The following is a 23,382-nucleotide window of genomic DNA, read 5'->3' on the forward strand; positions in this document are numbered from 1 at the left end:
GTAATCTATTTCAAGTTTATTTTGCAAAGCAAATTTTTCACTTTTTTTCTTACCATCAATAGTCCGCAAGACAGTATTTCATTCCGAATCCAAAAACCATAACCAACTCGGGACCTGAAACCGAAACACCCATCGATCTTGCGCTAGAATCCGCTGATGCAGTTGATAAGCTTTGGCTAAATAATCCTGGTCTGTGATCTTATCGAGACTTTCCAAGGCTTGTTCAAACTGTCCAAGATTGCGTTGCAATTCTGCTTTCAATAAGTACTCTTGAGGTCTCTGGGGTTGGATGATAAGAAGAAGATCCTGAATAGTATCCTCCCATAATTTTAGCTGTTCTGAACTCTCCCATTCACAATGCTTCAAAAAATACTTATTCAACTCCCAAAGCAAGCTTTTCTGAAGAAACAATTCTTCTTTTAAATTACCAAAGACCTTTTCACTGATAGCCCTACGCCAACCCTGTATATCCAAACGGGGTGCCCAATCTCCAAGGCTATGATAATGGTTTGCTATTTGGGGATCTCCTCTATCATAATCCTCGTGAAATTCATCCACCTGGTTTTTGGGGTCTAACCAAAAGACCTTACTACAAGCAGGACATTCCGTGATGCTGTTTTGCTCGCAAAAATAGGGGCCTTCCATTCGGCCATCCGAATAATACTTTGCTTTTATGTCATTGACAGACAAAATACTTTGCCCTAGCACTAGTTGCCCACACTTGGGGCATTGATACACGATGGTGGAGCCTGTAAGCATTGATTAAGAAGTTTACGGTTCAAGATAACTGGATTTTAGTAGATTTTCTAACCCAGCAACTCAAGGATATTCCAAGGCAAGTTGATCCCTTTAGAAAGGAGCTTCAACTATGATGCATTAAAACTAAATCACTAGACTCCGACAGGAGTCAACTACCGCAAGGTTGCTAACCCCGCTTCTCGAAATTTGCAATTTCGGGAGACAGATAAACGGAGATTTGTAATCTCCTTGGGTGAGCCGTCTTTTCAAGCCAAATAAATGCTAGTTTTAAATCAATTACCCTAGAGGATTTCAAATCCTTAGCATCTCCAAAAAATCTAATCCAAGACTCCGATAGGAGTCAACTACCGCAAGGTTGCTAGCCCCGAGTTGCCACTCGGGGTAAAAAAGAACAAATTGATATCGATCCTCTCAACTCCGGTAGGAGTTGAATTTTGGGACTGCACTTCTTTTGAACACAGATTTTAAAAAGGATGAACACTGATTGACACAGATGGGGTGGCTGACGCCACGGGGATGGTGGGATTGCTTGTTTAGATAGATTTCTCCTATAAACTAGGTCCAATTTCACTGGAATTTTAACCAATCATATTTTGCTTTACTTCATCTGGTCTAATTTCTCGTCTCCTGCTTGCAGCAGGTATGTTTCTCTTCAAGTTATGACAGATGAGCGACTGGAGTCTATGTTTGCGGAAGATTAGACTTCTTGGCTAGCATCAGCACCTCTTACAATTCGACTCCTACCGGAGTCGGGAAGGGTGAATGGGACATCATTTTTCACCCCGAGTTGTCACTCGGGGCTAATACCCTGCGGGATTGAACTCCTTGCGGAGTTGGTCTGCTCCTCAGATTTCCAACACCCTGCTTCTCGAAATTTGCAATTTCGGGAGACAGATAAACGGAGATTTGTAATCTCCTTCGGTAAGCCGTCTTATCAAACGAAATAAATGCTAGTTTCAAATCAATTACCCTAGAGGATTTCAAATCCTTAGCATCTCCAAAAAATCTAATCCAAGACTCCGATAGGAGTCAACTACCGCAAGGTTGCTAGCCCCGAGTTGCCACTCGGGGAAAAAAGAACAAATTGATATCGGTTATCTCAACTCCGGTAGGAGTTGAATTTTGGGAAGACGATTTTTTGAACACAGATTTTAAAAAGGATGAACACTGATTGACACAGATGGGATGGCTGACGCCACGGGGGAACACAAAGGTATACATCAAGCATCTTATTCGCCCTAATTCTGGGTCGGAAGTCAGATTAGGTTTTTTCCTTTACTATAAACACATGACCTCTTTAAGGTCATTTGTAAGAACTTTACTTCTACAGTATTCCACATCAGCATTATTTCATCTAATCAAACCTTGACAATCCCAGAGCCTGCGACAAAATCAAATTAATCTATCCATCCAGTAATGCCAGCCACCTAAAAAATCCTCCAAACATCATCCCTCTGTGAAATCTGTGCCATCTGTGGACAAGAAAACATCCTCCAATCGCTATCCAAATACCCCTCCATTTAAGATATCAGGGCTGACGCCCCTCACCTGAGACATGCATAAATCAATTCTACGAAGAAAACAGGGCTAACGCCCCTTTTGAGTCGAAACCAATTATTTCAATTTTATTTCTACATTATTTTAACCTTATTTCATCTACCTACTACCAAAAAAATTTATCCTTCAATCCTGACACATCAATCCTTAGCAATCCAGGAGCCTGCGACAAAATCCAATTAATCTATCCATCCAGTAATGCCAGCCACCTAAAAAACGTTCCAAACATCATCCCTCTGTGAAATCTGTGTCATCTGTGGACAAAAAGAAATTTACCAATAGCTATTCCAATACTCCTCCGTTTAAGATATCAGGGCTGACGCCCCTCTCCTGGGACTAACTTAAATCAATACTACGAAGAAAACAGGGCTAACGCCCCTTTTGAGTCCAAACCATTATTTCAATTTTATTTCCACATTATTTCATCTATCCACTCCCAAAAAAATATCAAACAATATCGCGCAGCTAATATCCACCAATATCTATTTCACCAATTATTTCGAGTCAGTATATTTCAACCTTACTTCATCTACCCACTCCCATAAAAATATCAAACAATATCGCGCAGCTAATTTCCACCAATATCTATTTCAACTTTATTTCCAACTCCCCCCATAATATCTTAATATCTAATATCCACCAATATCTATTTTTACATTATTTCAATAGAATTTCGCTCAACTAATGATAATTGGTTCTTGGTTCATAATTCTACTGCTCCTCCCCTATCTATCCTATTCAAAGACATTCCCCAAGCATCTTTAACAGGCTTTGGAGGGTTAATGATTTCAAGACCTGAAACCTGATCTTTCAAATGCTTTCGGTAAAAAAGAAAATCCCCTTCTTCAATAAGGCTATTCAGTTCAAAATTTACAGCGTATTTTTTAGTCATTTCAAGAATCGATTCCTTCCGCATCTGACTATGGTCACTTAGAAAATCGGACATTTTCAGTAACCATACCTTTTGCTCAACCAATGTTTTTTCAGCCAAGTCCATTGCCTTTAAAATCCAGAACTCTGCCTCTTGATTCAATTTATTCGCTTCGTCGTGAAGATAGTATTTTGTTTCAACCCCTTTTGCATCAAAAGTTCCTGGAACGTCACCCATTCCCGCCTCTTTCAACATCCCTGTAATAAAAACAGTGGCTTTCTTAATGTCATTCTCTGCACCCGTGGTGAGGTTTTCTTCCCCGAAAACCAAGCGCTCAGCCACATAGCCCCCTAAAAACAAGGCCAAGCGGTTGATGATTTCTTTTTTGGAAATGTACTTCCATTTGAATTTGGTATGGACAAAACCACCTGTCCCCACCTCAGCTGATTTGGAAACAACAACTTCCGGAATGGTACGAAGCAAGATAGTCGAAATGATGGCATGACCTGCTTCATGAACGGCTGAAATGGCCTGAAAATCGTCCTGCTTACTTTTTCTCAGCTCCTCCAATACTAATGGCTGCTCAAGGAAAAACATGTGAACTACGCTTTCTCCCTGATAATATTCAACCTGTATATTTTCCCCCTTAGCCTTCACCTTGACACAACAAACATTCAACTTATTCAATATCATTTCTGTAATGATCCTGCCCAACTTTGAATGGATAACTTGATGGATAGTAGTAAAAATCGGTCGTGTGCCTTGTGTAGGGTATACTGCTTCTTTGTAGATCAACTCATGAACCGTAGCATCTATAAGCATTCTTATCCCTTGGTTGTGGAGTATCTTTTCCTCAATTTTTGCCAATTCCAAGGCGATAATTTTCTGAAAGGATGCCTTGCTGAAGGCTGGGTAAATGATATGAAGATTTCCTAAGCGTGCAATCTGCTCATTTCGAAAGCGCTTCTGCAAAGCTTTCTTGATATGGGGGACAGTGATTTTGAGGGACTGTTCGTGAAATTCATCCGCATCCATATCCGGGTTGAAATTATGGCTCATCGTATACGCCTCATCTAAATTACCCATGACAAAAATCAATCCTTTAGAACAGTCCACCTTCTTAGGACTATTGGCCAAATCAAAAACTTCCAGTAAAAAGGAAAGGGTTTCATAGCCATCAAATGTTAATAATTTTTCCTCAAATTCAATTTTATTCGAAAAGCGATCTTTAGCAAAACTGTAAATGATGCCATATACTTTAGAAGGGACAAATAGTACTTCATCAGTTCTTAAAAATGAGCTTTTCTCATCCTCTCCATAAACCATGTAGACATCTTTCAAATGCATTTTTTGAATGAAGTAATTTTGGTTTTCCACTACCATTCCATTTTTAACCACTACTCCATTCGAAATAAGAAAGCGAATACGCTGTATAAACTCAAACAATTCATCCAAATGCAAATTGAATTTAGAAACCTTAAATTTTCCCGAATCCAATAACTGCCAGATTACTCGGGAAGGACTCTTCTCCTTTTCTCTCCCCAAATCATCAAGTGTTCTGACATTCTGAAATTCATCCAAGGCGAGGATAACAGGATATCCATTGACGTTATCATAAATTTCTTCCAAGGTCCTTTGAACATTCCAATCTCTGTTATCAGTTTCTCCCAGGTCAAAGCTAAAATACTTTTGCTCCATGCCTATCAACTGTACCAATCGGTTGACCAATGAGGATTTACCCACTCCAGTCAATCCCCATAAATTGATAATTACCGGTTTTTCCTGAATATCTGGAAATAGGTACCAAGAACTCATAGCATCGACGACCTCTTCAATGACTCCGTCAATTCCTACAAACTCTCGCTTCAATGTTTCTTTGGCTTGTTGGAGAATAACTTGTTTCTCTAATAGCTCTTGTTGTCTTTTGTGTAAGTCCATGTCCGTATTAGTTTGATTTGGGTCAAAACTATCCCCAGCCTATGCCAAAGAATGACCGAGTAAAAAAATTTTACGAAAAAATTTTCCTGACAATCTTCACATAAAAATTAATTTCTAAAAAATCAGACCCTCAGACGCGTATTGGCGGAGTGTAACCCTATCTTTAGGTTATGAGCAAATTAACATCTCTGATCCGGCAGACAGAAATCATCAAATTGGCCAAAAGAAAAGCATTTGATTGGGAGACTTTGGATAAGCATTTGGCGCGCAAGGAAGAGGAACTTGGGCATGAACTCTGCATTTCCAAAAGGACCTTCAACAGAGACCTTTCAGAAATTGCCTCTCTTTTTGGTATTGATATTTCCTTTGACTTTAAGACTGCGCTTTATAGCATTGTACCGGGGGATAGCAGTGAAGAAAACACCCACTTGCTAGAAGCTTTTGACATGCTTCAGGTCTTTGGTCAGCAACGAAAGGTCCCCTCCTACCTGCTTTTTGAGCAGAGAAAAGCCAGAGGGACTGAGCACCTTACACCAATCCTAGCAGCCATCCAACAGCAACAATTGATTGCCATCCACTACGAAAAATACTGGATGGGTCAATTTCAGGACAGAACCTTACAACCCCTTGCGTTAAAGGAATTCAAACGGCGCTGGTACCTGCTTGCCTTGGATGAAGGCAAGGTGTTCAAGGTTTTTGGATTGGATAGAATTCGAAATTTGGATATCCTGCAAGAACGATTTCAAACTCTACAAAACATGGACTTTGAGCGGTATTTCCAAGATGTATTCGGTATCATCAATACTCCTGGAAATCCTGTAGAGGATGTAATCCTAACATTCACTGAATTCAAGGGTCGCTATATCAAATCCCTTCCCCTCCACCGCAGTCAGGAAATCCTGGTAGAAGATGGGCAACTTCTAACAATCCGCCTCCGAGTCAAAATCGAATACGAGCTAGTAGCCGAAATCCTCTCCCATGGTGATGAAGTAAGGGTTGAGGGGCCGGAAAGATTAAGGGAAATTGTAAAGAAGAAAGCGGAAAATGTAATCAAAGGAATTTTATTAACCTAGAAAAATAAGATCAAATGAATTATTGGCTTCATAGAATTTCGCACGTTGCGGAGTTGTCCTATCCCCTGTTGGACAGAGGATACCTAACTATTGGATTTTCAGACTTTTCTTACAAAGAAATGATCGATTGCGTTTTAGAAGACGATTGGGCCTACTTCAATCAACAGTTTCAGGACTTCTGGGGCAGAATACCTAGACCAAGATATAGCCTTTGGAATTTTCTAAAAATGTCCAAGGGAGATCTGGTGATAGTTCCAAGTCAAGGAACATTTGCTGTCTGCGAAATTATAGACCAAAGACCTCTATTGATTGCCGAGACATTTTCAGAGGACCTGAAGTCTTGGGATGGCAAACCCATTTCAACAAATGGAATCCACTTAATTTCTCCACATGGGAATGCCTTCGACTTGGGTTTTGCCAGAAAGGTTAAAATACTTTACAAACAAATTCCCAGGGACAAATTCGCAGATGCCCAATTGACCGCAAGAATGAAAATCAGACAAACCAATGCAGCTATTAATGATTTAAAAACAAGTATTGAAACGAGCATTGAAAATTTCATAGCAAACAAACCCATTCATTTGCATGCATTGATAATTGACAAGACAGCAAATTTTGTTCTGGATACCATTCAAAATGAATTGAACCCTGACAAGTTTGAGAAATTAATACAAGCCTACTTCAAAACCATTGGGGCCACCGAAGTTGCTATTCCTGCTAAAAATGGGAGAAATAAAGAGGGAGATGCGGATATTGTGGCTGTTTTCGAGCCTATCAAATTGATAATTTACACTCAGGCAAAATTTCAAAAAGGGCAGATCAACGAATGGGGCACCAATCAAATCCTAGATTACAAAACCAATCAGGAAAGTATAGCAGATGGTTACAATAAAGTTGCCTGGGTAATTACAACAGCCAACACTTTCAATGAAAGGGCTGAAAACTTGGCCAAAGAAAATGAAGTCCAATTGATCAACGGACTTGAATTTTCTAAAATGTTATTGAATGCAGGAATCAGGTCCATGGATACTTTCCTGTAAGTAGGAAAAAATTTTTAAAACGAATAAAACTATGAATGATCAGGATTTTCAAAGCATTAAAAACTTGAAATGGCTTCCTTGGATAGGAAGTGATTTCTTCAATTTACCTTTGGATAAAAGAATATTAATTGTTGGAGTAAATGGAATGAATATTTACAAAGAAAAATTCCTTTTGAACTTGAATGGTTAGGTGAGAAAGTCAAATAACAGAGACCGGATTCAATTTAAGAGACCTTTTCAAAAAGAAACTTATATATTAATTTGTATCAATTTATACTCGATATGGAATACAACATATTACCCGTCGAGAGAATTTTTGGAAAGAGATTTGGATTTAATCCTTCTGGAAGAATTAACTATTATGTAACATTCGCTGAAGGGATTGTCAGGGAACTTCAAAAACACACTAAGTCATTCTCCATTCGATTTTTTACCGAAAAAATCGACCAAACCTAGGATTTTGACAATCAAATCGATCAAGTAATCAAAGGACTAGATCATATCCTAAAACTTCGGAACTGGATTTTGGCGAAAGGGTTATTGGAGGAGGGTGAATGAAGAAGTAAAGACAATTGACATTTCTTCTTTCCATTCAATTTGTTTAAAAAACTTGATCAACCTTACTCCACCAAATTCCCTAATTAAACAAAAAACCATTAACTTGAACTTTAATTCAATTTTTACACAACATCTTTTTCCAATTATAAAAATTTAGATGAATACCGCCGTACACAATAGATTAATATCCTTCATCTGGTCCATAGCTGACGACTGTCTGAGAGATGTATATGTAAGAGGAAAATACCGAGACGTTATCCTTCCTATGGTGGTGTTGCGCAGATTGGATGCCTTGCTAGAACCAACCAAAGAAGCGGTAATGGAAGAGCTTGCTTTCCAAAGAGACGAAGCAGGATTCACGGAATGGGATGAAACAGGTCTAAGAGACGCCAGTGGCTATGTATTTTACAATACCAGTGAATGGACTTTGCAACGACTGTATGATACAGCAACTAACAGCCAACAGATCTTGCAGGCCAATTTCGAGGATTACCTTAACGGCTTTAGTCCGAATGTCAAAGAAATCATTGACAAGTTTAAGCTGAAAAGCCAAGTCCGCCACATGGCATCTAAAGATGTGTTGCTCGATGTTTTGGAGAAATTTACTTCCCCTAAAATCAATCTGACACCTTTTGAGGTAGAAGACCCTGACGGTAGAAAACTCCCGCCGCTTTCCAACTTAGGAATGGGCTATGTGTTTGAGGAACTGATCCGGAAATTCAACGAGGATAACAACGAAGAAGCGGGAGAGCACTTTACCCCACGCGAAGTAATCGACCTGATGACGCATATCGTTTTTGACCCTATCAAAGACAAATTGCCTCCTGTCATGACCATTTACGACCCTGCTTGTGGTTCATAGCCGTCAGGTTAAGAGGTTAATTATATGTTCAAGAGCCAATTTTCCTTTCTTTTTTTCAAGATAAATTGCTTTTGGAGCATAATCGATCAATTTTTTAATCAAAAGTCGGAGCTGGTTTTGGTTTTTAACTGCTTTTATTAGAAAGTTTTGGATGTTTTGTATCAGTCTAAAGTATTTCCAAATACTGCATAGTATCTTATATTTACCATACATCTGCTCTTGTAAACAGTTGAATATCTTTAGATTAAGGATTACCCAAATTAGCTTTCCGTAAAGCTGACATTCAAACCTATGAATTTTTTTACTGTTAAACTCATTTATCGTAACCAAAGATTTCCAAGTCTTGAAAATGAGTTCTATTTGCCATCTCATAGCGTAAACTTTTCTTATTTCATTGGTTTTTAGTACCTCAGACGGAACATTGGTAACCATAATATTGAGTCTGGCCTTGATTTTAAACTTTTCAGAAACATTATGTCCTGTTGACCTTGCTTGTTTGGTTGTTTTTTTTAGTCTTTTTTGATAGGTTTCTTCATTGGCAAGTGAAAGAACCAAACGCGCAGGAACACGCTCCTTTTTACCTAAGTATACAGAGACTTCAATATAGTCAAGATGATTTTTTTTGAGTTTGTGAAGGTGATTTTTTAAGTCTACAGGTTCCTCTGAATCCAAATCAAGATAGCAATTCACCTGTGGCCCCAAACGGTTGATAAAATAGGCTCCCGCAGAATGGACCTTTGTCATAAACTTCAGGGTAGAATATCCCAGATCTCTTAAAAAAAGATCTTTTTCACATATATCATGAGTAAATTCCGCTGAGTCTGACTGATCGTTCAATACCCCAGAGGTCAGTCTCAGATCCATACTTTGACCGCTAATGAAATCGTATTCATATTGGATACTTATCATTGATGATGATTGGCTAAGGGCTCCGCCATATCCCTTATATTTTTCCGAAAAAGGGTCAGGGAGAGAAAACTTGGTTGAATCCTTGATCCTGATTCTTTTAAAATGGGATGTAAGGAGTTCTCTATTGCCCTGATATCTAATCTTTTGAAACAAAAGTATGTCAAGACATCTTTTAAAAATGATACTGCTTGAGCTGTAAATCGATCGTGTAAGGATTGCTTTGTAATATTGATACCGAACTGCTCAAACAGAAAGGAGGCCATATCCAATAAGCTGAAAAATTTTCCCCGTTGATACGAAAACATCAAACTAAGCAGGAACCCGAAACCGTCAAGTTTAGACTTCCTGATACAGAAACGAGTTTCAGAGGCGATTGAGTTAATGGTTTTTGGATTAAAGAAACTATGAAATTTTTCCCTTAAAATCTGATCTTTTTCAAGTAAATTTCCTTGATTTTCTTCCCTTTACTGTAAAAATATTGTTATATTTATAGAAGAAAAAGGCGGATAACGACCAAGTTGAGCCGCCTTTTTCAAAATAACTAAAAACTTATACAAATATGAGCAAAAGGACGAAAGATCCCAAGGGGGATCTACGTTTTGTTTGTAAATCAGCTCAGACTTCTGATTTCAGGCCCATTAGCCTGACGGCTATGGCTTGTGGTTCGGGTGGCATGCTGACCGAATCTCAGAATTTCATCAAGGATGAAGAAGGTGCCATTCGGGCTATGGGTGATGTGTACCTATATGGCAAGGAAATCAATGACGAGACCTACGCCATTTGTAAGTCAGACATGATGATCAAGGGCAACAACCCTGAAAACATCCGTGTAGGCTCTACCCTTTCCACGGATGAATTTTCCGGGCACACCTTTGACTTTATGCTTTCCAATCCGCCTTATGGAAAATCCTGGGCAAGTGAGGTAAAAAACATCAAGGATGGAAATGCTGTCATCGACTCCCGTTTTGTAGTAAATCTCAAAGATTATTGGGGCAATGTAGAAGAAGCAGATGCCACCCCTCGCTCCTCCGATGGCCAATTACTTTTTCTGATGGAAATGGTGAACAAAATGAAGCCGACCAGCCAAAGCCCATTGGGTTCTCGTATTGCTTCGGTGCATAACGGCTCTAGCCTTTTTACAGGTGATGCAGGTGGCGGTGAAAGCAATATCCGCAGACACATCATTGAAAACGATTGGCTGGACTGTATCATTCAATTGCCCAACAACCTTTTTTACAATACCGGCATTACCACCTACATCTGGATTTTGCACAACAACAAAGCAGCCCAGCGAAAAGGAAAAGTGTTGCTGATTGATGCTTCTCAGCGTTTTGCCAAACTGCGTAAAAACCTGGGCAATAAGAACTGCGAACTGACGGCTTCACACATCCAAGAAATTCAGGATGCTTATACCAATTTTGAGACGGTGGAGCGCCAAGGCGAAGATGGTTTGGCGGCCAAGGTTTTTGATAATTCCGATTTTGGGTATTTCAAAGTAACGATTGACCGAGCGGCCAGACTGAAAGCCCAGTTTTCTGCCGAACGCATTGCCGACTTGCGCTATGACAAAACACTCAAAGAACCCATGCAATGGGCTTTTGAAACCTTTGGGGAAAGCGTTTACACCAATTTAAAATCCATAGAAAAAGAGCTGTTGGAATGGTGTGAGAAAAACGACCTGGACCTAAACGCTAAGAAGCGGAAAGCACTTACTGCTATCACGACTTGGAAAAAGCAACAAGAAATATTGGAAACTGCCAGTGCATTGATGGACGCCATTGGTACGGATGAATACAGCGATTTCAATGTCTTTTTGGAGGATGTAAACCAAGAACTGAAAGCCCAAAAATCAAAACTCTCTGCCAGCGAAAAGAACCAAATTTTGGCTGCCGTAAGCTGGTATGATGAAACAGCCGAAAAGGTCATCAAGAAAACCCAGAAGTTAAGTGGCGACAAGCTCGACCAACTCTTGGACCATTTAAATTGTACGGTAGAACAACTACCTGATTACGGCTACTACCCAAGTGGAAAGGCCAATGAATACATCGTCTACGAAAACCAAACGGACCTACGTGACAGCGAAAGTGTGCCATTGGCGGAAAGCATTCACGATTATTTCTTGCGGGAAGTAAAACCACATGTGCCAGAAGCTTGGATTGATTTGGACAAAACCAAAATTGGCTATGAAATCAGTTTCAACAAGTATTTCTACCAACACAAGCCACTTAGATCGATCGATGAGGTAAGTGCTGAAATTTTGGCTTTGGAGCTAGAGAGTGAAGGCTTGATTATGGATATTCTGAAAATGTAAGCCGATGGAGATACAAAGCGACAAGGAATATCAAGATTGGCTAAAAGCGTTAAAAGCGAAAGTTAGCGTTGCCCGGGTAAAAGCGGCTTTGGCTGCCAACAAGGAGCTGATCCACTTTTATTTTGACTTGGGCAAAATGATCAGTGAGCAACAACTGAAAGCAGCTTGGGGTGATAAGTTGATTGTGCAACTTTCAAAAGATTTAAGCACCGAATTTACAGATATGAAAGGCTTTTCAGTTACCAATCTGAAGTATTGCCGCCAGTTTTATCAGTTTTATAAAAATGAAATTGGTCAACAGACCGTTGGCCAATCGGAGCGAGTGGATTTTGGTCAACACGCTGTTGACCAATTGCCATGGGGTCATAATGTATTGATCTTTAGCAAATCAAAAAACATTGCAGAAGCGCTGTTCTATCAACAACAAACACTTCATAATAACTGGAGTCGTGATATATTGGCCTTACAGTTGAAATCAAATTTGTTTGAACGAAGCGGAAAAGTCATCAGCAACTTCAAACAGACGCTACCAAAACCTACTTCCGATTTAGCACAGCAAAGCTTAAAAGATCCTTATGTGTTCGATTTTGTAGCATTGGCAGAAAAGTATAACGAACGTGATATTGAAAATCAATTGGTACAACACATATCCAAATTCTTGTTGGAGCTAGGCAAAGGCTTTGCATACGTTGGAAGGCAGTATCCCATGCAGATAGGCGAAAAAGAGTATTACATTGACTTATTATTTTACCATGTGGTGCTCAAAGCCTATGTGGTGATTGAGCTGAAAAATACTGCCTTTATGCCGGAGTATGCCGGTAAACTCAACTTTTACCTTTCGGCAGTAGATAGCTTACTTAAACTAGAAGACGACAAACCTACCATTGGCATTTTGCTTTGCAGAGATAAAAACAACATCGAAGCTGAGTTTGCCCTGCGCGACATCAACAAACCTATGGGCGTAAGTGAATTTAAACTGACAGAAATATTGCCGGAGGACTTAAAATCGAGCATGCCCACCATAGAAGAAATCGAACAAACCCTAAAATCGAGCAGCTATGAATAAATTGGCAGTACAAAAATACCCCGCCTACAAAGATTCGGGAGTGGATTGGCTGGGGGAAATTCCTGAAGGATGGGAATTAAGGAAATTCAAGTATTTATTTAGAGAGATTAATGAAAGAAGCGATGATGGTACAGAAGATTTATTGTCCGTATCTCAGTACACTGGCGTTACTAAAAAATCCGATAAAGTTGAAGAAGGTGATTTATTGACAACCGCTTCGACACTTGAAGGTTACAAAAAGGTTTATCAAAACGATTTGGTCAGTAACATCATGCTGGCATGGAATGGTAGTCTTGGATTCTCTCCTTTTAATGGGATAACAAGTCCTGCTTATTCAATATATCGTTTAAATAAAGGTAATTCCGAACGCTTCTTTCACTATTTAGTGAGAAGCCAGATATACAAATCTGAATTTAAAAGGAACAGTTCAGGTGTCATAGAAAGTAGACTAAGATTGTACACAGATGATTTTTTTGCTATTTGGTCAATACTTCCTTCCCCTTTCGAACAAACCGCCATTGCCAATTTCCTAGACGACAAAACCGCCAAAATAGACCAAGCCATTGCCCAAAAAGAGCAGCTCATAGCCCTGCTCAAAGAACGCAAGCAGATCATCATTCAAAATGCGGTAACCAAAGGTTTAGACCCGAATGCGAGAATGAAAGACTCTGGTGTGGAATGGATTGGGGAGATTCCGGAACATTGGGAGGTGAAGAAGTTGAAGTATGTAGCATTTATTAGAGGTGGGCAGGTTGATCCAAAGATTTCTCCTTACAAAGAAATGATTTTAATAGCTCCCAATCATATTGAATCACGCTCTGGTGTCATTCTATATGAGGAAACAGCTGATCAACAAGGGGCTGATAGTGGGAAATATTTGGCAAAAGAAGGTGATTTAATCTATAGTAAAATCAGGCCAGAATTGAGAAAAGTATGTAAAACTGATAAGGTCTGTCTGTGTAGTGCTGACATGTATGCTATAAAAGCATCAAAAGATGTTAGTGAAGACTATTTGCTGTTTGTCTTTTTGGGTGAGCAATTCAATGATTTTATGATAAATCAGTCTTTAAGAGTTGCAATGCCGAAAGTCAATAGATCGGATGTTATTAATTATCCGATCGTCTTTCCTCCGTTTGAAGAACAGCGGAGGATTATAAAATATATCGAAACCCAATCCGCCAAAACCGACCAAGCCATTTCATTACAACAAAATCAAATCGATAAGCTAAAAGAATACAAGGCTACTTTGATAGACAGTGCGGTAACGGGGAAGATAAAGGTGGAATAATTATGGAAAAGAGCTTAACAGAAATATCCGCAAATTCAATTTTTGAAAAGCATTATGAATGCTACAAAAAAGTATGGATTGAAACCATTAAACAACAAGCTGGTCAAGTAGAGCAAGTAAGTTCAGATTATCAGGGAAGGGTGATTTATGAATTGCTGCAGAATGCTTTTGATAAAGCAGAAAAAAGGATATTAGTTAAGGTAAATGGAAATGTCCTATACATTGCCAATGATGGCACAAAGTTTACTTATACTACCGATTATGATTACGAAAAGAACAGCACCGAAAGGGGGGATTTCCAGTCACTTTGTTCTATATCTACGTCTACAAAAAATGCCGCTAACAGCATAGGAAACAAAGGAGTTGGCTTTAAATCGGCTTTTTCCATTGCAGAGCATGGTTTTGTTAACATCCATACCCAAGGTAATATTATAAAAAAAGGAGTAACAAATATTGAGGAAAATATAAGTTTTAGAATTTACGATTCATTCAAAACTATTAATTCCATTCCAAAAGAGTTTGATTTAGAAATCCAAGAAAATTTATCAGAAAAAATCAGTATTGTTCAGAAAGAGTTTAAAGGAAGGGGTGTTCCTGGCTTTTATTTTCCATTACAAATAAAAAATGAGGATGAAACTATTAAGGCATTGTTTAATGATGGTTTTGTTACAGTTATCGAAATTCCATTTGATATCGAAATTGAACAAATTGTACAATCCTTATATGATGAAATAGAAAAAATACATTTCCAATTTATAAGATTAAAGTATGATAAAGACTTTAAAATCACATTTGATTATAATGGTAAAATCCACAAACAGAAAATAGAAAAAAATATAGTAGGACTATATTCAATTGAGTTACAAAACGAGGAACTCAAACAGCTCGCTAGAAAAATAAATATTGAAATCGAAAAACCTGTTATTGCTTTTTACATCAATTATGAAACAGATGGTGTTTTATTTAATTACCTCCCATCAAAAGTTTCATCCCCCTTTAAGAACATTGATTTCCATGCTGACTTTCAAACAAAAGTTGATCGAACAAATATAAACTTCGATAAGAATAGTGACGTTGGCAAATACAATCGGGCATTATTACAAGCCTGTGTAGAGTTCTTTTTCGCTACTCTCAACAATCACTTAGATTCATCAGAAAGAGTAGAATTAAATTTAAAATGGGTAGATAAAAATTTAATAGACGAAATGAATTTAAAATTTGAATGGAGATTACTTGAAATAAAGAACCATTCCGAAATTTTTCATGAAGTAAGGAGTCTTTTAAAAATCTGGGATTGGGAATACAATCTTGCATCTGACTTAATTACAAGGCTTACCCGTAAGTACTTTCAAGCTGAAAAATCAAATGAGGAATACGCCGTTTATTATGACACTATTAGCGATTTTCTTGAGAGGTTTACATCAAAAACTAACCAATACTACATTTGGGTTGAAAGATTTAAAAATATCTTAGCTCCGAAATTGCTTTCATTAGATTGTAACTTATTACCAGAGATTTCTTTAACTAGGAGCAAAGAAATATTTTATAAAAAGAGAGGTGAAAATAGCCTTCATCTACCCTCATTTATTGGAGTAAGTATCACGGATTTTGAAATAAAAGACAAATATCTTAGAAAGAAATTAGGTGTCAAAGATTTTGAGGATTACAACGAAATCCTTAAATACTTTAAGCAGGTAAGCTATACAGGAACATTTGAAAAGGACAGTTTAACTGAAAAGGAGCAGATTGAATTATTGAAAAGCATTGTTCAAATTATGAAGAACAAGAAGGAGGTTTTTACTACATGCTCACATCGTTATACTAGAACATTTACCTCTGAGGAGAGGAAAATTCATTCTGTTGTAAATCAGGCTTACTTTAATGTTTCAACAGTTTTTCTAAAGACATCTATAGGTAAATATAAGCCGGCACAACTCTGTAGAAAGTCGGAATTAGATACTGCTTTTTTAGATAAATTAGACCTAACCGAAAGCTTAGATAGCTTTTTGCGATTCATTGGTGTTTCTTTGGATAATAATTTTATTTTTTGTGATCTTAGAATATATAATAATTTGAATAATGGCATTGACTATATACCAGCCCTATTTAAACGCAATGAAACTGTAGATAAACTTTATGGCGATGATTTGTTGAAAAATGTTCGGGTAATTAGTGCTAAAAATAAAAAGGTTCACCCTGCATTAATTAATGATAATAATTATAGTTTTCTCCAAAATATAAGTGGAAGAAACATTAAATCTGATTTGGATAATTTAAGAGTAAAGGATTACGATAATTTCCCAAAGGAGTATCTGTATATTCTTTTTGAAAAGCTATATTCTATACGTTATGGAATTGAAAGGCTTTATTCAAGTTTATTTTCCCCATTGCATAAACATTTAAATAAATATTTGATAAGCACTAAGGGAACCTTAGAATGGAAATCAAAGGATGATGATTTTTTTATTGCTCAAAATAAACAGGATTATGAAATTTTAAAAAAATACGAAGTGCCACTTTTGAATTTCTATAATGGAAATGAAATTCCAGAAGAGTTATTAAATAGAAAAATTATACTTACTGAAAATGATATTATTGCTAACCCTGTAAGGGATATTACAACGGAAACCTTGAGTCTGGTCGAAAGTAGAATATGTTATATGTTGTCCACTGTTAGCAATTCAAATCTTTCGGATTTAAATTATAAAGATAACTCAAGCGGAATTAGTGTTATTCAACAATTACTTTTTGGATGTCAAGTATTCGAATGTACAAGCTTATCAAGAGAAATCATTTCTAATAAATCCGAATTAAAATTTGAAAATCGTGCTGATGCTTTATTTGATAAAGAATCAAAGAAAATTTATTTTATTCAAGGTTGCAGCAAAAAAACAAAAGCAGAATTTTTTGCGAAATATTTGTTTAATAACACAAGTATTAGTAGTGCTTTAGAACTTATTCTTTTTTTTAAGGAACCTGAGGATTTAGAAATTGAATATGAAACGGAGGACTTAAATCTGTTTAAAAAGCTTTGGGACAAAGATTACGATAAAAAATTTATAGCATTCGAAAAAGAAATACTAGATGGATTTTTAGCTGAATTAGATAACATCCCTCAAAACTGGCATATTTATAATAGGAGGGAAAAAAGCAGTTTGCTTTTAAAATTTTTTAATCAAGGAAAATTGCTTGAATTGGAGAAAAAAATAATTTCGATTAAACAAAATTACAACAATTTATTTGATGACTTCCAATTAGAAATTGATTATAGTTTAAATGATAATGTTATCAGTAATATGATATCATTTTTAGAATTTCGAACAGATGAAGTTTCAAAAAAGTATATTAATGAGTTAAATGCCTTATCTAAAAGCTTTGGGCAAGAAAATCGGTTAGAAGCAATAGAAAAAGAATTGATTGAAAAGTTTAATTTTTCAGTCTCTGAAAATGTGAGCATGAATAGCCTTGATGCTACTAAATCAAAATTGAATCTTGATAGAAAGGTGGATAGCATTTTCAATAAATTACCCGTTTCTAATAGCAGCACTACAGTTACTAATTTTTCTGCCAATGGAAAATCTGAAGCAAACTCTCTAGTTATAAATAAAAAGAAATTAGTTTTTCAAGGGGGAAGTAATTCAACAAAATGTGATAATTTTTTAGAAGAAACTGGCGCAAACGGTGAAGAGCAGGTACTAGGTTATTATATTAATTTATTTATGACTTTATCACATGATGAAAGAAAAAGTGCTATCGAAAAGATTTACCAAGTTATAAAAGAAAAACTTGGAAATGACTCCCATAATAAATTTAGGGAAAAGTGTTTAATTCATGTAAAAAATGATGTTGAATTGAAAAAGGCCTTGATACCATATTTCTATATTGCTATGCATCATAAATTTGCCTATTTAGATATCATCGCTTACGAGAATAATTCGCCAATTATTATAGAAGTTAAAACTACAAGTAATAATCACAATGATTCGTTTTACATATCAATTGCCGAAGTAAATGAAGCATTAAAAGAATCGCACTATCAAATAGTAAGAGTAACACCATCAGAAATAATTTTTATGGGAAATCCAATAAAGGATTTAGGTAATAAACTCACCTCAATCAATGGTGATAATTATAAATTAATTCCTAGAAATTACAAATTTGAATTTTCAAAAAAGAATGCCAATGCCAAGTAAAACCAACGAAGCAGCCCTTGAAGCGGCCATAGAAAAAGTTTTAACTGGTGCCTTTTCCGAGGACATAGGGAATGACTTGATGGTGGCTTCAGAACCCGCTGCAATCTATCGTAGTGGAAATGGCTTTTATATGGGTCATGCGAATGATTTCAATGCTAAATATGCGTTGGATGAAAATCGTTTTTGGCATTTTTTAGAAAACACTCAAAAAGAAGAACTCAACAAACTCAAACGCGCTGCAGATTGGAAGCTTAAAATTCTGGAGAGATTTGATCGAATGGTGAAAAAATACGGCATCCTGCGTTTGCTTCGAAAAGGGTTGGAGGTAGAAGATGCTCATTTCACCTTACTGTATCAATTGCCCATGGCCAGCAGTAGCCAAACGGTAAAAGATAACTTTGAGAAAAACGAGTTCAGCGTTACCCGTCAGGTGCGCTACAATCTCGATAACCTTCGAGAAGAAATAGACATGGTAGTGTTTGTCAATGGGATTGCCATCGCTACGCTCGAACTCAAAAGCCAATGGACAGGACAAAACGCCAAAGTACATGGAATTAAGCAATACAAGTACGATAGAGACATTCGTCAGCCTTTGCTCAATTTTGGTCGTTGCATAGTTCATTTTGCAGTTGACACAGATGAAGTGTATATGTGTACCAAATTGGCTGGTGCCAATTCATTCTTTTTGCCATTCAACAAAGGCCACAACGACCTGTCTGCCGGACAGGCAGGCGGAAAAGGCAATCCCCCAAATCCATTTGGACATAAGTCGGCTTACTTATGGGAAGAAGTATTTACGAAAGAAAGTTTAGCCAATATCATCCAACACTTTGTCCGCTTTGATGGCAAAGCCACAGATGCTTTGAATAAACGAACACTATTTTTTCCACGGTATCATCAAATGGATGTGGTACGGAAAATACTCAACCATGCTTCGAGAAATGGGGTTGGACAGACCTATTTGATCCAGCATTCGGCAGGGTCGGGAAAATCCAACTCCATTACCTGGGCAGCTTATCAGTTGATAGAAACTTATCCCGAAAGAGAGGGCCTACCAGGTTCCAAGGGAATTCAGAATCCTTTATTCGACTCGGTAATTGTAGTGACAGATAGAAGACTACTGGACAAGCAGCTTCGTGAGAATATCAAGGAATTTTCAGAGGTCAAAAATATTATTGCTCCGGCTTATTCCTCCAATGATTTGAAAAACAGCCTGGAACAAGGCAAAAAGATCATCATTACTACTATCCAAAAATTTCCTTTCATTGTAGATGGCATTGCTGATTTGAGCGACAAGCGATTTGCTGTAATCATAGATGAGGCTCACAGTTCTCAAAGTGGCACAGCAGCAGGCAACATGAATCAGGCCATGGGTATGGGAGCAAATGAGGAGGAGGAAGAAGACCCCCAGGACAAAATCCTGAAAGCCATGCAAGCCCGGAAAATGAAAGGCAATGCATCTTACTTGGCGTTTACGGCTACTCCAAAAAATGCAACCCTGGAGCGTTTCGGTAGCAAACAGGAAGATGGTACTTTCAAGCCTTTTCACTTGTATTCCATGAAACAAGCCATTGAGGAAGGATTTATTCTGGATGTATTGGCAAACTATACTACCTACAAAAGCTATTACGAAATAGAAAAATCCATTGAGGATAATCCACTTTTCGATACCAAAAAAGCCCAGAAGAAGTTACGTGCTTATGTAGAGCGGGATAAACGAACCATCGCCACCAAAGCAGAAATCATGATGGATCACTTTATCAGTAAAGTGTACAATACCAAAAAACTCAAAGGCAAGGCAAAAGGAATGGTGGTTACCCAGGATATCATTTCAGCAGTCCGTTACTTCTTAGCCATGCGGAACATCCTGAATGATAAAGGCAATCCATTTAAAATCGTAATCGCATTCTCCGGTAAGAAAACAGTTGATGGTGTGGAATACACTGAAGCAGAATTAAATGGTTTTGCAGAAAAGGACACCCGGGATAATTTCGATTCTGATGATTATCGCTTGTTGGTAGTCGCCAATAAATACCTCACAGGTTTTGATCAGCCCAAGCTTTGTACCATGTATGTGGATAAGAAATTACAAGGTGTATTGGCTGTACAAGCATTGAGCAGATTGAACCGGGCAGCAGACAAATTGGGCAAGAAAACAGAAGACTTGTTCATCCTGGATTTCTTCAATCAAGTGGATGACATCAAAAACTCTTTTGATCCATTTTATACTTCTACATCCTTGAGCCGGGCTACAGATATCAATGTGCTCCACGAATTGAAAGGTACTTTAGATGATGTGGGCGTTTATGAATGGTCAGAAATAGAATCCTTTGTAGAAAAGTATTTTGAGGGGGTCGATGCCCAGCAACTCAGTCCTATAATAGATGTAGCTGCCGACCGTTTTAATCAGGAGTTGGAATTAGAGGAAGAAGAGAAGGTTGATTTTAAAATCAAAGCCAAGCAGTTTGTCAAAATCTATGGTCAAATGGCCTCTATTATGCCTTATGAGGTCTTGGAATGGGAAAAGCTGTTCTGGTTTTTGAAATTCCTTATTCCAAAACTGATTGTGAAAACCAGAGAAGATGCATTGATTGATGAGCTGTTGGAATCTGTTGATTTGTCTACGTATGGTTTAGAGCGTACCAAACTGAATCACGCTATTGGATTGGACGATTCGGCAACAGAATTAGATCCGCAAAACCCTAACCCAAGAGGTGCTCATGGTGGCGATGAAGAAAAAGATCAATTGGACGAAATCATCAAAACCTTCAATGAAAGATGGTTCCATGGTTGGGATGCTACACCGGAAGACCAGCGGGTAAAATTTTTGACATTAAACAAACATATTCAAGCACATCCAGACTTCAAACTCAAGGTAGCAGAAAACACTGACAGTCAAAACCGGGACCTAGCGCTCAAGAAAATCATTGACGAGGTCATGGGACAACAACGAAAGCGCGAATTGGAATTGTATAAGTTGTATGCCAAGGACGAATCATTTTATCAGGCTTTCTTTGATACGATGAAGCGGATGGTGGAATTGAGGAAGTAAAAACAGCCCAGCTCTGGAAAAAGAACCCAAGTTAACAAAGAGAATATGAGTTCGTATACTCGGAATTGATGATTAAGTCCCTATAAACCTTATACTGATTTTGACAAATTCTAATCCCGCTATATTTCGACTCCTACCGGAGTCGGGAAGGGTGAATGGGACATCATTTTTCACCCCGAGTTGCCACTCGGGGCTAATACCCTATGGGATTGAACTCCTTGCGGAGTTGGTCTCCTACTCAGATTTCCAACACCCTGCTTCTCGAAATTTGCAATTTCGGGAAACAGATAAATGGAGATTTGCAATCTCCTTGGGTGAGCCGTCTTATCAAGCCAAATAAATGCTAGTTTAAAATCAATTACCCTAAAGGATTACAAATCCTTAGTATCTCCAAAAAATCTAATCCAAGACTCCGATAGGAGTCAACTACCGCAAGGTTGCTAACCCCGAGTTGCCACTCGGGGTAAAAAAAGAACAAATTGATATCGGTCCTCTCAACTCCGGTAGGAGTTGAATTTTGGGACGACGATTTTTTGAACACAGATTTTAAAAAGGATGAACACTGATTGCCACAGATGGGGTGGCTGACGCCACGGGGGATGGAGGGATTGCTTGTTTAGATAGATTTCTCCTATAAACTAGGTCTAATTTCGCTGGAATTTTAACCAATCATATTTTGCTTTACTTCATCTGGTCTAATTTCTCGTCTCCTGCTTGCTGCAGGTATGTCTCACTTCAAGTTATGACAGATGGGCGGCAGGCAACTATTTTTGGGGAAGATTAGACTTCATGGCTAGCATAAGCATCTCTTCCAATTCGACTCCTACCGGAGTCGGGAAGGGTGAATGGGACATCATATTTTCACCCCGAGTTGCCACTCGGGGCTAATACCCTGTGGGATTAAACTCCTTGCGGAGTTGGTCTGCTCCTCAGATTTCCAACACCCTGCTTCTCGAAATTTGCAATTTCGGGAGACAGATAAACGGAGATTTGTAATCTCCTTGGGTGAGCCGTCTTATCAAGCCACATAAATGCTAGTTTTAAATCAATTACCCTAGAGGATTTCAAATCCTTAGCATCTCCAAAAAATCTAATCCAAGACTCCGATAGGAGTCAACTACCGCAAGGTTGCTAGCCCCGAGTTGCCACTCGGGGTAAAAAAAGAACAAATTGATATCGGTTCTCTCAACTCCGGTAGGAGTTGAATTTTGGGAAGACGATTTTTTGAACACAGATTTTTAAATGGATGAACACTGATTGCCACAGATGGGGTGGCTGACGCCACGGGGATGGTGGGATTGCTTGTTTAGATAGATTTCTCCTATAAACTAGGTCTAATTTCACTGGAATTTTAAAAAATTAGCTTTTGCTTTGCTTCATCAGGTCTAATTTCTCGTCTCCTGCTTGCAGCAGGTATGTCTCGCTTCAAATTATGACAGATGAGCGACTGGAGTCTATGTTTGCGGAAGATTAGACTTCTTGGCTAGCATCAGCACCTCTTACAATTCGACTCCTACCGGAGTCGGGAAGGGTGAATGGGACATCATTTTTCACCCCGAGTTGCCACTCGGGGCTAATACCCTGCGGGATTAAACTCCTTGCGGAGTTAGGCCTGCATATCCGCTTCTCGAAATTTGCAATTTCGGGAGACAGATAAACGGAGATTTGTAATCTCCTTGGGTGAGCCGTCTTTTCAAACGAAATAAATGCTAGTTTTAAATAAATTACCCTAGAGGATTACAAATCCTCATTCATCTTAAGACCGAGATTACAAATCTCGGACAGCTCCTATTGGTCCAAGTTGCTTAAAGTCCCATCCCCCGAAAATCATGCAAATACAAATAAATCCCAATTGGCGACAGCCAAAGAAACTGTGAAAACCCTCCTAAATTCCCCCTTCTGTGA

Annotated in this window: 12 protein-coding genes; 9 read left to right on the forward strand and 3 right to left on the reverse strand. The window is 38.1% G+C overall.

Features of this window, described 5'->3' with window-relative positions; genetic code table 11:
* Window positions 1-78: 78 nt before the first annotated feature.
* Both IPZ59_RS18695 and IPZ59_RS18700 read right to left on the reverse strand, forming a co-directional pair.
* On the reverse strand, window positions 79-759 hold the full coding sequence (locus IPZ59_RS18695) for a tetratricopeptide repeat protein (RefSeq protein ID WP_236137558.1): 681 nt from the start codon (window positions 757-759) through the stop codon (window positions 79-81).
* Between the two features lie 2,260 nt (window positions 760-3,019).
* Window positions 3,020-5,125, reverse strand: coding sequence for an FtsH/Yme1/Tma family ATP-dependent metallopeptidase (locus tag IPZ59_RS18700; RefSeq protein WP_236137559.1), 2,106 nt, complete (start codon window positions 5,123-5,125; stop codon window positions 3,020-3,022).
* A gap of 170 nt (window positions 5,126-5,295) precedes the next feature.
* On the opposite strand from IPZ59_RS18700, the gene IPZ59_RS18705 reads away from it, so the two are divergent.
* The 4 genes from IPZ59_RS18705 (at window position 5,296) to IPZ59_RS18720 (ending at window position 8,658) form a co-directional block, all read left to right on the forward strand.
* Window positions 5,296-6,198, forward strand: coding sequence for a helix-turn-helix transcriptional regulator (locus tag IPZ59_RS18705; protein ID WP_236137560.1), 903 nt, complete (start codon window positions 5,296-5,298; stop codon window positions 6,196-6,198).
* 14 nt (window positions 6,199-6,212) lie between these two features.
* Complete coding sequence (locus IPZ59_RS18710; protein ID WP_236137561.1) at window positions 6,213-7,238, forward strand: restriction endonuclease; 1,026 nt, start codon at window positions 6,213-6,215, stop codon at window positions 7,236-7,238.
* Window positions 7,239-7,269: 31 nt separating this feature from the next.
* Entirely contained in the window at window positions 7,270-7,428 is a 159-nt protein-coding gene (locus IPZ59_RS18715) for a hypothetical protein (protein ID WP_236137562.1), read from the forward strand.
* 525 nt (window positions 7,429-7,953) lie between these two features.
* A complete protein-coding gene (locus IPZ59_RS18720; protein ID WP_236137563.1) occupies window positions 7,954-8,658 on the forward strand; it encodes a type I restriction-modification system subunit M N-terminal domain-containing protein in 705 nt (234 codons plus the stop codon).
* Window positions 8,659-8,661: 3 nt separating this feature from the next.
* On the opposite strand, the gene IPZ59_RS18725 is transcribed toward IPZ59_RS18720, so the two are convergent.
* The gene (locus IPZ59_RS18725; RefSeq protein WP_317208054.1) at window positions 8,662-9,783 is read right to left on the reverse strand and encodes an IS4 family transposase; all 1,122 of its coding nucleotides are present in this window, start codon (window positions 9,781-9,783) and stop codon (window positions 8,662-8,664) included.
* A 343-nt stretch (window positions 9,784-10,126) separates the two neighbouring features.
* On the opposite strand from IPZ59_RS18725, the gene IPZ59_RS18730 reads away from it, so the two are divergent.
* The 5 genes from IPZ59_RS18730 to IPZ59_RS18750 are packed head-to-tail and all read left to right on the forward strand — an operon-like array spanning window position 10,127 to window position 21,477.
* On the forward strand, window positions 10,127-11,878 hold the full coding sequence (locus tag IPZ59_RS18730) for an HsdM family class I SAM-dependent methyltransferase (protein WP_236137565.1): 1,752 nt from the start codon (window positions 10,127-10,129) through the stop codon (window positions 11,876-11,878).
* A gap of 4 nt (window positions 11,879-11,882) precedes the next feature.
* Entirely contained in the window at window positions 11,883-12,944 is a 1,062-nt protein-coding gene (locus IPZ59_RS18735) for a PDDEXK nuclease domain-containing protein (protein ID WP_236137566.1), read from the forward strand.
* Complete coding sequence (locus tag IPZ59_RS18740) at window positions 12,937-14,232, forward strand: restriction endonuclease subunit S (protein ID WP_236137567.1); 1,296 nt, start codon at window positions 12,937-12,939, stop codon at window positions 14,230-14,232. Before IPZ59_RS18735 ends, IPZ59_RS18740 begins: the two co-directional genes overlap by 8 nt.
* Window positions 14,233-14,234: 2 nt before the next feature.
* Window positions 14,235-18,425, forward strand: a complete 4,191-nt coding sequence (locus IPZ59_RS18745; RefSeq protein ID WP_236137568.1) for a sacsin N-terminal ATP-binding-like domain-containing protein — start codon at window positions 14,235-14,237, stop codon at window positions 18,423-18,425.
* Window positions 18,415-21,477 (forward strand): type I restriction endonuclease subunit R, encoded by a 3,063-nt coding sequence (locus IPZ59_RS18750; RefSeq protein ID WP_236137569.1) that lies wholly within the window; start codon window positions 18,415-18,417, stop codon window positions 21,475-21,477. The genes IPZ59_RS18745 and IPZ59_RS18750 overlap by 11 nt, the downstream gene beginning before the upstream one ends.
* Window positions 21,478-23,382: the final 1,905 nt, after the last annotated feature.

Origin of the sequence: Mongoliitalea daihaiensis (assembly GCF_021596945.1) — a bacterium.
Lineage (GTDB): Bacteria > Bacteroidota > Bacteroidia > Cytophagales > Cyclobacteriaceae > Mongoliitalea > Mongoliitalea daihaiensis.